The 14,226-nt window shown below is 47.0% G+C and carries 9 protein-coding genes and 2 tRNA genes; 5 read left to right on the plus strand and 6 right to left on the minus strand.

Annotated features, from left to right (window positions below; all coding sequences use genetic code 11):
• The first annotated feature begins 30 nt into the window (after window positions 1-30).
• The 3 genes from BM257_RS12345 to BM257_RS12355 are packed head-to-tail and all read left to right on the plus strand — an operon-like array spanning window position 31 to window position 2,716.
• Window positions 31-936, plus strand: a complete 906-nt coding sequence (locus BM257_RS12345; RefSeq protein ID WP_092073164.1) for an N-acetylmuramoyl-L-alanine amidase-like domain-containing protein — start codon at window positions 31-33, stop codon at window positions 934-936.
• Entirely contained in the window at window positions 933-1,718 is a 786-nt protein-coding gene (locus BM257_RS12350) for a LicD family protein (RefSeq protein WP_143096854.1), read from the plus strand. The genes BM257_RS12345 and BM257_RS12350 overlap by 4 nt, the downstream gene beginning before the upstream one ends.
• Window positions 1,715-2,716, plus strand: coding sequence for an NAD/NADP octopine/nopaline dehydrogenase family protein (locus BM257_RS12355; protein WP_092073169.1), 1,002 nt, complete (start codon window positions 1,715-1,717; stop codon window positions 2,714-2,716). Before BM257_RS12350 ends, BM257_RS12355 begins: the two co-directional genes overlap by 4 nt.
• Here BM257_RS12355 and BM257_RS12360 read toward each other — a convergent pair.
• From BM257_RS12360 to metG, 3 genes are read right to left on the minus strand one after another with little or no spacing between them, the layout of a single operon-like run.
• On the minus strand, window positions 2,686-4,524 hold the full coding sequence (locus BM257_RS12360) for an aminotransferase class I/II-fold pyridoxal phosphate-dependent enzyme (RefSeq protein WP_092073173.1): 1,839 nt from the start codon (window positions 4,522-4,524) through the stop codon (window positions 2,686-2,688). The genes BM257_RS12355 and BM257_RS12360 overlap by 31 nt on opposite strands.
• Before the next feature lie 25 nt (window positions 4,525-4,549).
• Complete coding sequence (locus tag BM257_RS12365) at window positions 4,550-5,899, minus strand: uracil-xanthine permease family protein (protein ID WP_092073176.1); 1,350 nt, start codon at window positions 5,897-5,899, stop codon at window positions 4,550-4,552.
• Window positions 5,900-5,917: 18 nt separating this feature from the next.
• Window positions 5,918-7,999 carry a methionine--tRNA ligase gene (gene metG / locus BM257_RS12370; RefSeq protein ID WP_255405828.1) on the minus strand — a complete coding sequence of 694 codons (2,082 nt, stop codon included), beginning with the start codon at window positions 7,997-7,999 and terminating at the stop codon, window positions 5,918-5,920.
• Between the two features lie 228 nt (window positions 8,000-8,227).
• On the opposite strand from metG, the gene BM257_RS12375 reads away from it, so the two are divergent.
• The gene (locus tag BM257_RS12375) at window positions 8,228-8,695 is read left to right on the plus strand and encodes a GAF domain-containing protein (RefSeq protein WP_092073182.1); all 468 of its coding nucleotides are present in this window, start codon (window positions 8,228-8,230) and stop codon (window positions 8,693-8,695) included.
• 28 nt (window positions 8,696-8,723) lie between these two features.
• On the opposite strand, the gene BM257_RS14935 is transcribed toward BM257_RS12375, so the two are convergent.
• Window positions 8,724-8,842: transfer RNA gene (locus BM257_RS14935), tRNA-Lys, on the minus strand.
• Window positions 8,843-9,140: 298 nt separating this feature from the next.
• Between BM257_RS14935 and BM257_RS12380 the strand changes: the two genes are divergently transcribed.
• Window positions 9,141-11,507 (plus strand): C10 family peptidase, encoded by a 2,367-nt coding sequence (locus tag BM257_RS12380; RefSeq protein WP_092073185.1) that lies wholly within the window; start codon window positions 9,141-9,143, stop codon window positions 11,505-11,507.
• Window positions 11,508-11,559: 52 nt separating this feature from the next.
• Here the strand turns inward: BM257_RS12380 and BM257_RS12385 are convergent.
• Window positions 11,560-11,632: transfer RNA gene (locus tag BM257_RS12385), tRNA-Lys, on the minus strand.
• 247 nt (window positions 11,633-11,879) lie between these two features.
• A complete protein-coding gene (locus tag BM257_RS14620) occupies window positions 11,880-14,213 on the minus strand; it encodes a hypothetical protein (protein ID WP_143096855.1) in 2,334 nt (777 codons plus the stop codon).
• Window positions 14,214-14,226 lie beyond the last annotated feature (13 nt).

A 14,226-nucleotide genomic window follows, 5' to 3' on the forward strand; every position in this document is an offset into this window, starting at 1 on the left:
CACTCCTTTAATGATGCTAAGAAGAAAGAGATGACAAAGAATTGGATAATGGTGTTTAGCTGTTGGCTCTTAACCATAGGATGCGGAGCACAGCGTCCTGCGAAAGTGGAATGTGACATGGGACAGGCAATAGCATACGAGAGGGAATATACGAAAGAGGACAGTGCCTTGGTGGTGAAACTGCTGGACGAGGCGAAGACCAAGCGAGGCAAGGAGAACCGCATGATGTATTTTGGCAAGAAATTCTTGGGACTTCCTTATGTGGGGAGTACCTTGGAGAATGGAGACCATGAGCATCTGATTGTCAATCTCCATGGACTTGACTGTACGACATTTGTAGAGACAGTACTGGCTCTCGCCTTATGTGACAAGGACGATACCCGTACTTTTGATGACTATTGCAACAACCTGGTGAAGATTCGTTATCGGAATGGAGAGATGACAGACTATACCTCACGTCTTCACTATTTCACTTGGTGGGGAGACGATAATGTGAAACTGGGTCTTGTGAAGGATATCGGGTTGATGGACGCTCCTTTTATGGGCATACAGAAAGTGCATGTCAATTATATGTCGACACATCCTCAGTTGTATAAGCAGTTGAAGAACCATCCGGAGTTCGTGCCTGTCATCAAGAAGTACGAGGATGAGACAGAAGGCAAGGAATACCCCTTTATCCTCAAGCAAGACCTCAACTGGCATCCGTCGACCCCATTGGCGATGGTTCGTGATGGTGACATTGTTGCCATGCTGACCGACAAGGATGGTCTGGACACCCGTCATATCGGTATCGTCTTCTGGCAACAAGGTAAGCTACACCTGCTCCATGCCTCTAGTCTCTACAAAAAGGTGCTGATGAGCAAGGAGACGTTTTATGAGTATGAAAAGAAACAACCGAAACATACAGGTATCAGAGTGTGGAGAATGGTGGAATGAGAAAGATTACAGAAATCAAGGAATTGCGGGAAATACAGATGGGCATCCTCGATGATGTGCATCGCTTCTGTGAGGAACAGGGACTGCGCTACTCGCTGTCAAGTGGTACACTGATTGGTGCCGTGCGCCATCAAGGGTATATCCCTTGGGATGATGATATAGATATCTATATGCTCAGAAGTGACTATGAGCGTTTCCTTAAGTCTTATCATGACCAAAACGGACACTATCGGGTACTGAATCCCAAGAAAGAGGATCACTACTATTATACTTTCGCCAAAGTCGTCGACCAGCGCACGAAGATGGTAGAGAAGGAGACAGAAGGTTATGAGATAGGAGTGTATATTGACGTGTTCCCCGTTGACTATGTGCCAGATGACATGAAGGAGCGTGAGCGTATCTTCCGACTTAAGAAACTACTCTATAAGATCCGTCGATGCAAAATATCGCAATCGAACCCGTTATACTCCCGCTTGGCTTATTTGTGCTATCGTCACCTGCCCATCTCCGTGGGGATGCTGAACCGTTGGATTGACAGGTTGATAATCCAGCATAAACCGACAGACACCTTATGCCACATGACAGAGGCAGGACCGCTCACTCCTAAAGGTTGTTTTCCTGCGGCTGACATGAAAAAAATGATGGACATGAAGTTTGAGGAACGTGTCTATAAGGTAATGATTGGCTATGATGACTATCTCAGACGTACTTACGGTAATTATATGAAACTGCCGCCCGAAGATCAGCGGACGACACATCAGTTTGAAGCGTATTGGTTATGAAGATTTGTATCTGCGGAGGAGGTAACCTCGGACATGTCATCACAGGTTTTGTGGCAGCGAAGAAGGATTACGAGGTCAGTCTGTTGACGCGTCGTCCAGAACAATGGAATAAGACGTTGCACATCTATACACCAGATGGCAAGACCATTGAGGGAACGCTACAACAGATTACTTCCAATGCGGCAGAAGTTATTCCACAAGCAGATATCGTACTTCTTTGTCTTCCTGGTTATGGCATCGTTGATACTTTACAGACAATTCTCCCTTACCTGAAGTCTCAGACTCCTGTGGGTAGTATTGTCAGCAGTACGGGTTTCTTCTTTGAGGCGATGAAAATACTGCCAGAGACGGTGCCCTTATTCGGTTTTCAGCGCGTTCCCTTTATTGCTCGTGTAGAGGACTATGGTAAGTCTGCTCACCTGTTAGGTTATAAGCCGTCACTGAGTATGGCAGTGGAGCGAGGTGATGGTGCTGTTTTGGCAAGGATCATTGAAGAGATGCTTGATACGCCTGTTCAGTTGCTTGCCAACTATTACGAGGCAAGTCTCACCAATAGTAACCCATTGTTGCACACTTCTCGACTATATAGTATGTGGCATGACTGGCATGAAGGAGTCGTCTATCCTGTACAACCCCAATTCTATAGTGACTGGACGGACGAAGCCTCCCAGTTGTTGATAGATATGGATGCTGAATTCTTTCGTTTGTTGGAAGTACTGCCCGTCACCCCTGGTAGTATCCCTACTGTCTTAGACTATTATGAGAGTACGGATGCTGCTTCGTTGACACGTAAGTTGCATAGTATCGAAGCCTTCAAAGGTCTCCTTTCACCCATGAGGAAAGTAGGAGACGGTTTTGTTCCCGACTTCCAGAGTCGTTATTTCACAGAAGATTTTCCTTATGGTCTTGCTATCATCCATCGTTTGATGCAAGAACATCATATCGATGGTCCTCATATCCAACAAGTCTACGATTGGGGCAGTTCCCTTAGTGCTTGAATCAAGCGGCTGTTATCTTCATGGTTGCGGACGGCAATACGCATATACTGTTTGTGGGGGGCAAGGCCAGGTTTCCCACTACAATCCCGAGTCAGGATATTATGCTTCTTGAGCATATAGATGACAATCTCACTGGCAGTATAGGGAGGCAGTACTTCACAAAGGAAATAGTTAGCCTGGGAGGACATGACACGGAAGAAAGGGATGGTGCCCAACTGGCATCCGAAGTCGTCACGCTCTGCTACGAACTTGGCACAGGCGCGCTGGTAGTCTTTCTCGTATTTATTGTAAATCTGCATGTAGAACTCTGCGAACGAATTGAGGTTCCAGATGCTCACCTCTTTCTTGATGGTGGCTATCAGCCCCTTGTCTGAGGAGGCGAGGATACCCAGACGCAACCCTGGTACTCCAAAACTCTTTGAGATACTCTTCATCACAACCATGTGGGGATAGTCCTCTAATGTCTTATCGCTGAGCAGGGAGTTGGTGGCATAATCCGTGCTGAAATCAACGAAGCTCTCATCGACAACCAAGCGGATATGGTTGTCCTCGCACCACTGGGCAAGGCGCAGCACGTCCGTCTTGGGGATGAAGTTGCCAGAGGGGTTGTCTGGGTTGATGAGCATCAACTGCTGGATGCCTTTATCACCAAAGAATGCCATCAGATCGTTTGCCGTATAGCGATAGTCATCATTCCGTGGCACGTAGGTCACCTGCTGCTCTTTATCATAGCGATTAGGATATTCCTCAAAAGTGGGACGGATGAAACCGACCTTGTGAGTTGACTGTTCCATCAGTATTTTGATGAGCTCAGCGGCACCGTTACCAGGAACAATATAATCCTCGCTCACTCCAAAGCACTTGCTGGCAATGAGGGTGTTGACCTTCATACCCGATGGATACTCCGTGAGTAGGATATCGAAGTTAGCACGTAGCTCGTCTTTCATTCGCTGACTGGGGAAATAGGGGTTTACCAGATAGCAGAAATCAAGCATCTGGGGGAAGCGCCAGAAACCGCCATAGCGTCCGTAGTATTTACGTAGCACGTCTTTCTCGTCAGCAAACAAAGCCTCGGCAATATCCAAGTCTTGCTTGTCGTCTATCTCATACCATTTCTCATTTCCGATAGGTAGTGCCTTCAACTCATGTCCGCTCAGGAGGGAGATGATGCGCAGCACATTTTCATAGTACTCATTCAGTCCAACCGCCTTGGTATAGGCATCGAGGAAAGGAACATATTTCTCTCTCAGGAACTGTTTGTCGAACTTATAGACATTGACAGTCTTATAGTAGGAAGAGACATCGTTGTAGTCGAAGGCGTCTTTAGAGATGAAGTTGACGATATTGTCATCGGCGTCGATGCGGACCATCGTACCATCCATCCATGTCTCGTATTTGGCAACGAGGGCAAGGTTCGGGTAGGGATTCTCCAGTATCATCTCAAAGAGACGGTCGCTGAGGATGAGGTCACTCTCGATGAGCAGGGTGTCATCCTCCTGTAATTGGTCTTTTACCAGTGACAATGAGTAGATATTGTTCGTCTTGTCGTAGATGGGATTCTCAACAAACTCTACTTTTAGCCCCTTCCTTTTGGAGGAGGACAAGGGGAGGCTCTCTATATGCTCACGGAGCTCTTTCCCCTTATAACCAGTGACGATGATGACCCGCTGGAGTTGTAACTTTGATAACTGTCCCAATACCCGGTCAATCAGTCGCACTCCATTCACAGGAACCATACATTTCGTCTGGTTCTTCGTGTATTCTCCGAGTCTGCGACCCATACCAGCCGCCAAGATAATCGCCTGCATCTCTTATTGCTTTTGCTTTAGAAGATTATCCAACTTGATTGTCGTCTTGGGGTTTCTCCTTGCCATGGACGCTCTTTACCTTCATGCCGAGTTTGTTGGGAAGACAGGCGTTGAGAACGATACCTACGAGGGCAGAGAGAGCCAGTCCGGAGAAGTGGATGGGACCGATGTTCACATTATCCTCAGCACCATATTTCACACCAATGGCAATGACTAGGATCAAGGCTGCCACAAACACATTACGTGACGAGCTGAAATCTACGCCCGCCTCAACCAGGTTGCGTACACCGACAGCTGATATCATACCATAGAGAATGAGACTGACACCACCAATGGTAGCAGCAGGCATCAGACCTATCAAGCAGGCGAACTTAGGACAGAAGGAAAGAAGTATTGCCAAGATGGCAGCCAGTCGGATGACGGCAGGGTCAAAGACTTTGGTGAGGTTCAGTACACCAGTATTCTCTCCGTATGTCGTGTTGGCTGGGGCTCCGAAGAGAGATGCCAATGCGGTGGCAAGACCGTCTCCCATCAGGGTACGGTGCAGACCGGGTTCCTTCAGATAGTCCTTGCCTACAGTAGAGGAGATGGCACACATATCACCAATATGCTCCATAATGGTGGCAATGGCTATGGGCATGATGGCAATAATGGTGGAGATCAGAAAGGTGGTGTCCATATGATCGAGGACAGCCAGTACTGTCTGTTCTCTGCTGACGGGCAAGCCAACCCATGCTGCTTCGTGTAATGCTGAGAAGTCTACTTCACCAGTTACCGCAGCCACGGCATAGCTGACCAGCACACCAAGGAGGATAGGGATAATCTTAATGATGCCCTTGCCCCATATGCTAGTGCAGATAACAGTCAGGATGGCAACAAGTGCCAGTGTCCAGTTGGTGGTACAGTTGTGTATGGCACTACCCGACAGGACGAGTCCGATGGCGATGATCATAGGACCTGTCACTACTGGTGGGAAGTAGTGCATAATCTTATCGATGCCGAAAGTCTTGATGAAACCAGCCATGATAAAATAGCACATACCTGCAAAGAAGACACCTATGCACGCATAACTCAATGCCAAGGTCTCTGTCATACCTTGTTCGACACCCAGTGTCTTGACAGAGAGATAGCCTCCGATGAAGGCAAACGAGGAACCTAAGAATGCAGGTACCTTCAACTTGGTGATGCAGTGGAACACTAAGGTTCCGATACCGGCAAACAGCAGGGTTGTCGACACAGACAGACCAGTGAGTACAGGTACCAGGATAGTGGCACCAAACATGGCGAAAAGGTGTTGTATACCTAAGATGGTATACTTAGGCAGGCCTAGCTTCCTGGCATCTGTGATGCCTTCTTTGGGAGTAATCGTTATCATGGGTAATTTTTTTATTCTTTATCCTACTTGACTTCCAGGTTTCACGTCTTTCGTCGTGGTCACAACGCTAAGGCTCTCATCGAAATCGACGGCAGAGAGAATCATACCCTGACTCTCGATACCCATCATCTGACGGGGGGCAAAGTTAGCAACGAAGAGGATGCGCTTGCCTACCAAGACAGAGGGATCCTCATAGAAGGCGGCAATACCACTGAGGATGGTGCGATCGGTACCAGTGCCGTCGTCAATAGTGAACTGCAAGAGCTTTTTCGATTTCTTCACCTTCTCACAAGCCTTAATCAGTCCTACACGGATATCGAGTTTCTCAAAGTCCTCGAAAGAAACGGTATCCTTGATGGGCGAAGCCTGATGGGTGGCAGCCTCGTTAGCTTTTTTGGTAGCCTCTAGTTTGTCGAGTTGCTTCTGAATGGTCTCGTCCTCAATTTTCTCGAAGAGCAGAGCAGGCTCTCCTAACTGGTGACCAGCTTTTAACAACTCAGTGCTGCCTAACTGCTCCCACTCGAAATTCTCAAGATGGAGCATCTCACGTAGTTTCTTGCTTGAGAACGGCAGGAACGGCTCGAAGGCGATAGCGAGGTTGGCAGTGAGTTGCAGACAGATGTTCAGAATTGTCTCACAACGCTTTGGGTCAGTCTTCCATACCTTCCACGGCTCACACTCCGTGATATAACGGTTGCCGATACGGGCAAGGTTCATCGCCTCAAACTGGGCATCGCGGAACTTAAACTGGTTGAGATTATCTTCTATTTTACTTTTTACATTTTTAAATTCCTCAATTGCCTGACGATCAACGTCAAGCCACTCACCACAGGCAGGAACGACACCGTTCCAGTACTTCTTGGTGAGTTGTAAGGCACGGTTCACAAAGTTTCCATAGACAGCTACAAGCTCGTTGTTGTTACGGTCCTGGAAATCTTTCCATGTAAAGTTGTTGTCTTTGGTCTCTGGGGCATTTGCCGTCAACACATAACGCAGTACGTCCTGTTTGCCGGGCATGTCCACGAGGTATTCATGCAACCACACCGCCCAGTTGCGGGAAGTGGATATCTTGTCGTTTTCCAGGTTCAGGAACTCATTGGCAGGCACATTGTCTGGCAGGATATATTTGCCGTGTGCCTTCATCATGGTGGGGAAGATGATACAGTGGAACACGATATTGTCCTTGCCGATGAAGTGTACCAGACGGGTATCCTCATCTTGCCACCATTTCTCCCAGTTGCCCCACTTCTCAGGCTCTTTCTCGCAGAGCTCAACAGTATTGGAGACATAACCGATGGGGGCGTCAAACCAGACATAAAGTACTTTTCCTTCTGCTCCCTCAATGGGTACAGGAATACCCCAGTCCAAGTCACGTGTCATCGCACGGGGCTGCAGGTCCATGTCAAGCCAACTCTTACACTGTCCATAGACATTCGGACGCCATTCTTTATGCTCCTCGAGGATCCACTGTTTCAACCACTCCTGATACTCGTTCAGGGGCAGATACCAGTTCTTGGTCTCCTTCAGCACAGGGGTAGAACCACTGATGGTCGATTTGGGGTTGATGAGTTCCGTAGGACTCAGGTCACGTCCGCATTTCTCACACTGGTCACCATAGGCCCCCTCGTTATGGCAATGGGGGCACTCACCAGTCACATAACGGTCGGCAAGGAACTGCTTGGCTTCCTCGTCATAGAGTTGTGCTGTGGTCTCCTCCACCAGTTTACCCTCGTCATAGAGCTTACGGAACCACTCGGCTGCAAACTTATGATGGGTCTCTGAGGTGGTACGGCTGTAGATATCGAACGAGATACCGAACTCCTTGAAAGAGTCCTTGATCATCTTATGATAGCGGTCTACCACATCCTGTGGGGTGATACCCTCCTTACGGGCACGGACGGTAATGGGTACACCATGCTCGTCGGAACCGCCGATAAACAGCACGTCTTCTTTCTTCAGTCTCAAATATCTTACGTAGATGTCGGCAGGCACATACACACCTGCCAAGTGACCGATATGCACACCACCATTGGCATAGGGCAGTGCCGAGGTCACAGTCGTTCTCTTGAATTTTTTTTCTGCCATTCTTTCCTTATTTATTATATTTGAGTGCAAAGGTACGATTAAGTGAGCAAAAAGCCAAATTTTATTTGATGATTTTCGAACGTGAGTACTTTCGACTGAAAGTCAAAGGTACGATTAAGTGAGCAAAAAGCCAAATTTTATTTGATGATTTTCGAACGTGAGTACTTTCGACTGAAAGTCAAAGGTACAAAATAATTAAGAATTGACCATTGAGAATTGATAATTATTTGTAATTTTGCAGTCATGGAGAAAGAAGAGAAATACAAATTGCTGACCGCTCAGGTCAAGTCATTGATACAAGGAGAGACGGATACAGTCTCTGTGATGGCGAATATCAGTGCTGCCATCCATGAGGAGATGGGCTTTTTCTGGACAGGTTTTTATGTTGTAAAAGAAAAGGAGAACGGGGAGGGAAAGGAGTTGCGTCTGGGTCCTTTCCAGGGCAGTGTCGCTTGTATGCACATCCCCTTCGGACGTGGTGTCTGTGGTACTGCATGGCAGCGTCAGAAAACAATCATCGTCCCTGATGTGGAGGAGTTCCCTGGTCATATCGCCTGCAGCAGTCTCTCCCGTTCGGAGATTGTCGTCCCCGTCTTTAACGAATCGAATGAGGTGGTGGCAGTCCTTGATATCGATAGTCGCGACCTCAACACTTTTGATGAAATCGATAAAAAATGGCTGGAAGAGATCGTGAAATTACTCACAAAATAAAAAAGAGGTCTTTATGACCTCTTTTCTGTGATCCGTTTGGGGCTCGTCATCGTTTCGCAGAAACGCTTTCATAAAGCGAAAGCGACTGAAAGAACCCAAGCCCCCAACATTAAAAGTGTTGTGCCCTACCAACTGAGCTAACGGATCATTGCATTAAAAGCGGGTGCAAAGGTACAAAGAAGTGAGCAAAATACAAAATAAAAAAACGCAAAAACACCTACCCTCCTACCTACACATGCCTCAAACCACGATGTACAGGGCGTTTGAGAGCAGGTAGGTGTTTGGTAAACAGGTACCTAGTCTCAATTCCTTTATTTATCGGTATTTCAAGCGTATTAGGGTAGAAGGGTAGGTGTCTTCGCAAAATTCTAAATGTTTTTCTTTTGAAAAACTTGGGACTTTAAGAAATATTCTCTATCTTTGCGACATAATAACTAATAAAAATATGAAGAAGCTAACCTTTTTAATCACAAGTCTCTTCCTCTCTTTGATTTCTTTTGCAGGAGAGGTGACAGAAGAGCAGGCATTACAGAAAGCGCAACAGTTTATGCAAGGCAAGCAGTTCAAACAGAAGAATCTGCGTCGTGCAGCTGCTATTGGAGGTAATTCTTTCTATATTTTCAATGCAGAACAGAATGGTGGTTTCGTTATAGTCAGTGCAGACGATCGTACAGAACCCATTTTAGGTTACGCCGACCAGGGTAACATTGATATCAACAAATTACCGGAGAACACCAAGAAATGGTTGGAAGGTTATGAGCAGCAAATTAATGCTTTGCGTCTTTCCTCACTACCAAAAGTCAGTTCCCATCGTGCTATTGGAGGTGCTATAGCTCCGTTGCTTTCTTGCCATTGGGCCCAAGAACCTCCTTTCAATGGTATGTGTCCTTTGGATGGAGAGATAAGGTGTGTGGCAGGATGTGTAGCCACCATGATGGCTCAAATTATGTATTATCACAAATGGCCTAAGACCGTTGTTGGTCCATTGGAATCATATACAACTAGCCAAGGAATTTTTGTTCCAGAGTTACCTGCTACTACATTCAAATGGGACAAAATGAAATACATATATCATTATGAGGATACTGGTGAAGCTTGTGATGCTGTTGCAGAACTGATGCGTTATTGCGGACAGGCGGTAAAGATGGATTATACGGCTTTTATTTCAGGTGCTGGACATTTTCGTGAGCAAATGAAAAACATTTTTGGTTTTAGCAAGACAGCTCAGGAGATAACCCGCTCAAACTTTACCACTCAAGACTGGGAAGAAATAATATATAATGAACTTAAAGAAAAGCGACCAGTACCATATCAAGGCTTTGTCGGTGTAGGACATCAGTTCATTGTAGATGGCTATGATGGACAAGGACTCTTCCACGTCAATTGGGGATGGGGTGGACTGAATGATGGTTATTATGCCTTGTCTATACTGAATAATAATGATTTTTTATTGGGAGCAAATGGATGGTGCATGGGACAAGGTGCAACTATCGGTTTGGAACCTGACAATGGTGAAAACAGTGGTCTGCTCAGAGTCTACAGCCAATCATCATTTAATAATAGCACTTATTCACGAACAGGCACAGAAGACTTTGACATCAACGTAAATGCAAGTTTTGGCAGTTGGGCATGTAAGGATATAACAATTGATTACCGTTGGGTGATTTGTAAAGATGGAACCATCGTAAAGGAATTCGACCCCAATACCAATGTCACCATCAAAAATAACGAGTGGCTCGACAAGTCAGACGATCTTTCTTTAGGAGCTTCCCTTGATAACGGTGACTACGAATTAAGACAGATGTATCGATTGGGTAGTGCCGACTCATGGAATTATTGTGATTATTATATTGACCCCAATATCATTCTACTTACAATTGACGGGACCACTCTCACATTGAAATACACATATCAACTGACAGATATCTATCAGATTAATAATGTGAAACTTGAGGGCAAAAGAAAAACATTTAGAGGTATGACTGCTATTGTAAATTGGACCAATAAAGGATATAATTACGAAAACCAGTTCTACCTTTGGGATGGAGTTAAAGGCTATCCTGTAGGCGAAACATCTTCATACCTTAACCATAATGAAACAGGCGACGTTTATATCAATTTCCCTGGTCCTGAAACAGCAGGAAAACATACACTTAAGATTACCAGTGATTATGCTGGAACAAATGTCCTATGGACTAGCGAGCCACAAACATTTGAAGAGTCCTTACCACAAAACCTTACTGGTCAGATTGATATAGCTAATAGTGAAATTGTCGATGATCCTAAAAACCCTGGATGGGCATTAACAATGGTTAAAGGAACAACAATCAATGCTACTGTCAAATTCAAGAATGAGGGTGAACATACATATAATGATATTGTATGCATTGGGCTTCGTACTAATGATGATGACGCGTTGGTGAAGGATGGTGAAAGGAAAGAAGAGACTTTCATGAAAGAGATCTCACTGGGCGTTGGAGAGGAAACGACTTTGACAGCGCAGTTTACTAATTTGGTTAAAGGGGTAAGATATTCACTTGATGCTGATTTTGTATATGTTTATCCTAATCAAGTAGGATGGGTAAGCGCCGCAAATATGGCATGCGAAGTAGAAGGAGGGAGCTACATCCCTGGTGATGTCAATGGTGATAGCCTTGTGAATGTTACGGACATCGTAGCAACGGTGAATTACATCATGGAGAAACCTTCTGATGATTTTAATAAAGATGCTGCTGACTTGAATGGTGATGGCCTTGTAAATGTGACGGATATCGTGAAGATGGTGTCCATCATCATGGCTGGTGGTAATTAATAAAGGTCTTTATACACACGAAAAAAGAGAGGCGTTGACCTCTCTTTTTCTGTGATCCGTTTGGGGCTCGAACCCAAGACCCCAACATTAAAAGTGTTGTGCTCTACCAACTGAGCTAACGGATCAACCTTAGGTGATTTTTTCAAAATCGCCTGCAAAGGTACGATTAAATTTTGAATCTGCCAAATTTCTTGGGATGTTTTTTCTATTAGTGCTCATGAAGGTGCCATACACTCATCATTTTACGACGGATGGCAAAGTAGTTGAGGAGTGTCATATATTGACGAAGTCAAGAAACAGAGAGTCCATTTCCTGCCTCACTTGGGGCAAAGAAATGGACTCTTTCGTTTTGTTATCCTCAGACCTTAGTCCTTACTTGATAATTACCTTTTTACCGTTGATGATGTTCAGCCCCTTGCGAGGAGCAAAGAGGCGCTGACCATTCAGGTTGAAGATACCCTCGATGGTGTTCTGACGAAGACCATCCGCCTCGACATTCTCGATGAACGTGCTAATCGGCTCATCGTCGCCGAAGTCAAGCGTGATCTCGCGGGCCATACTGATACCGCTACCGCTGGTATAGGTGAAGTAGGCGCGGGTGGCATAGACGTAAAATACATCATTAGGCTTATAGAACTTGTTCTCTGCACCGAGCAGGAGCGTCTTGCTGCCAGAGGTCACCTGAACCGGAGCAATCAAGCCCTGGAAACGGAGACCATTGTCCTCTTTCTCGTACGTGTCGGCAGTCTCCCGATCTTCGTCTTCGTCGAGATCCTTATTATCAAACAGTTCAATAGTTACATTGGTGAAGCTCGGATTGTAAATAACCTCGCCGGTAGCTGTTTCGGGTGTTCCCCAACGGATGATGTAGGGCACACCGGCATCAATCTTACCTTCGTTTGAGTCACTGAAGTTAATGGTCAGCTTCTGGTTTTCGCTGTCCCAACTGGCGTTATCGAACCGGCGGATGTCGGCACCGGCCAGACAGGTGGTAGCCAGCTTGCTGGCATCAAGGCTGAAGGGCAGTGTCAGCGTGTTCCAGTAGCCGTCCTTATAGAGCTTGCGACCCTTCAGATCGACAATGGTGTATTTTTGAGTAAATGCAGTGTTATAAAGTAACTGGTAACCACTTGACCATGTGTCGGCACACTCAATCTCACAGCCTACATAAACGGCACAGAACTCGATGTCGCCATAGATGTTGCTGAGGTCAACCTCATCGCCCGGTGCATAGACATCACCGTTAGGACCGCCACAATGACCAGAGGTCTCTCCGAGCACATTACCATAGATGCTCAAGATCCACTTGTATTTGTTGTCGCCTTGGTTCAGAGAAGGCAAGGTGATCTTAGTACTGTTGCTTGGCTGGAAGGTATCAGTATTCTTAGTGGGTGTCACACCAATGGCATAGTACTTAACATTGTATGTGGGAGCGACAGCTTCGCCAACCGACGAAGCCAAGTCAGCGCTTACGGGTGTGCCAGCAGCACCGCCAGTGCCACCAGGCTTGTGATTGTCTTCATCGTCGAAGATGTTGTCATCACCCTGGAACCAGAAAGTAACACCAGCAGCACCATTATTGTCCTCGGGGCCATAACCACCTTGACCGCCACCGGCACCTACAGAGCCCCAGTTGTCGTTTATCCAACCGTTCTTTGCACAACCGCTGCCGCAGGCACCCGAGGCACCGCCTCCGCCACCAGCACCACCGGTACCGATAGCATGGGCACTGCCACCTCCGGCGCCGCCGCCGCCGCCACCGCCGCCGGCAATTGACTGCAAGTCTGTGATGTCAAATTCAGGAATAGGGATAGGAATACCATTTATCGTTTGAATCTCAATATCCATTGTGACATTGCCACCGTTGAAAACTCCTTTACCTGTATAACCAGCAGCACCACCATTACCTTTGGCACCGCCACTGATCTGCTGCGTGATGGTGCTTGCAATGTTGAGCGTACCCATAGTAGCTACTGCTGCCGAGCCGGCACTACCGGGATCACCAGCACGTCCAGCGAGGTCGCCACCTTCCCAGTCCGGTCTTGATGAAGGTACACGGTCGTCCTCCGAAGAGAGCATGGCAGCACCCTCGCCGCCATTGCCGCCAGCCGTACCGATACCGGCACCGGCACCACCGCCGCCATAACCACCGTAGCCGCCACGTCCAGCAGTACTTTTTGAGCCTAAGAGCCATGCCCATTCATCGGCTTCACCTTCATCGCCATCTTCATCAGGAGTAAAAATAGCGTCTGTTCCGTTACCGCCTTTCTCTCCATCGGCAGCATTACCGCCCGTGGCTTTCAGCGTACCGTTGCCGATGATGTTGAGCGTAGTGCCCGAAGGCAGCAGGATACCGGCACCGGCACCTGTGGTTCCCTGAGCGTCAGCACCCTTTACGGTCAGCGTCACACCGGCAGGGATGTAGAGGTTCACAGTCTTGCCTTCCTGCACATACATACCGCTGCCCTGACCGGGACCGCTGATGGTATTGGTGAAGGTGAGGTCTTCCGTCACGTAGTAGTAAGCGTCTTTCAGCTCGTAGCCCGAGGTCGAGCCCTCGGTGATGTGTGTCCACTCACTGGTGATGGTCTTCACCTGACCCCAGTTGTCGTCTTTCGTATCCGTATCCTGCGCCCAAGCGCTACCCTGATGTGTCAGGGTTGCCGCAAAGAGGGCGAGGAGTGTCATTATAGATAGTCTTTTCATTGTTACCTATATA

It is taken from the genome of Prevotella sp. tf2-5 (assembly GCF_900115435.1).
Lineage (GTDB): Bacteria > Bacteroidota > Bacteroidia > Bacteroidales > Bacteroidaceae > Prevotella.

Bases quoted from the DNA above. Each gene is read 5' to 3' on its own strand.
- BM257_RS12345 (WP_092073164.1), top strand. From the start codon at position 31: ATGACAAAGAATTGGATAATGGTGTTTAGCTGTTGGCTCTTAACCATA.
- BM257_RS12350 (WP_143096854.1), top strand. From the start codon at position 933: ATGAGAAAGATTACAGAAATCAAGGAATTGCGGGAAATACAGATGGGC.
- BM257_RS12355 (WP_092073169.1), top strand. From the start codon at position 1,715: ATGAAGATTTGTATCTGCGGAGGAGGTAACCTCGGACATGTCATCACA.
- BM257_RS12360 (WP_092073173.1), bottom strand. From the start codon at position 4,524: ATGCAGGCGATTATCTTGGCGGCTGGTATGGGTCGCAGACTCGGAGAA.
- BM257_RS12365 (WP_092073176.1), bottom strand. From the start codon at position 5,899: ATGATAACGATTACTCCCAAAGAAGGCATCACAGATGCCAGGAAGCTA.
- BM257_RS12375 (WP_092073182.1), top strand. From the start codon at position 8,228: ATGGAGAAAGAAGAGAAATACAAATTGCTGACCGCTCAGGTCAAGTCA.
- BM257_RS12380 (WP_092073185.1), top strand. From the start codon at position 9,141: ATGAAGAAGCTAACCTTTTTAATCACAAGTCTCTTCCTCTCTTTGATT.
- BM257_RS14620 (WP_143096855.1), bottom strand. From the start codon at position 14,213: ATGAAAAGACTATCTATAATGACACTCCTCGCCCTCTTTGCGGCAACC.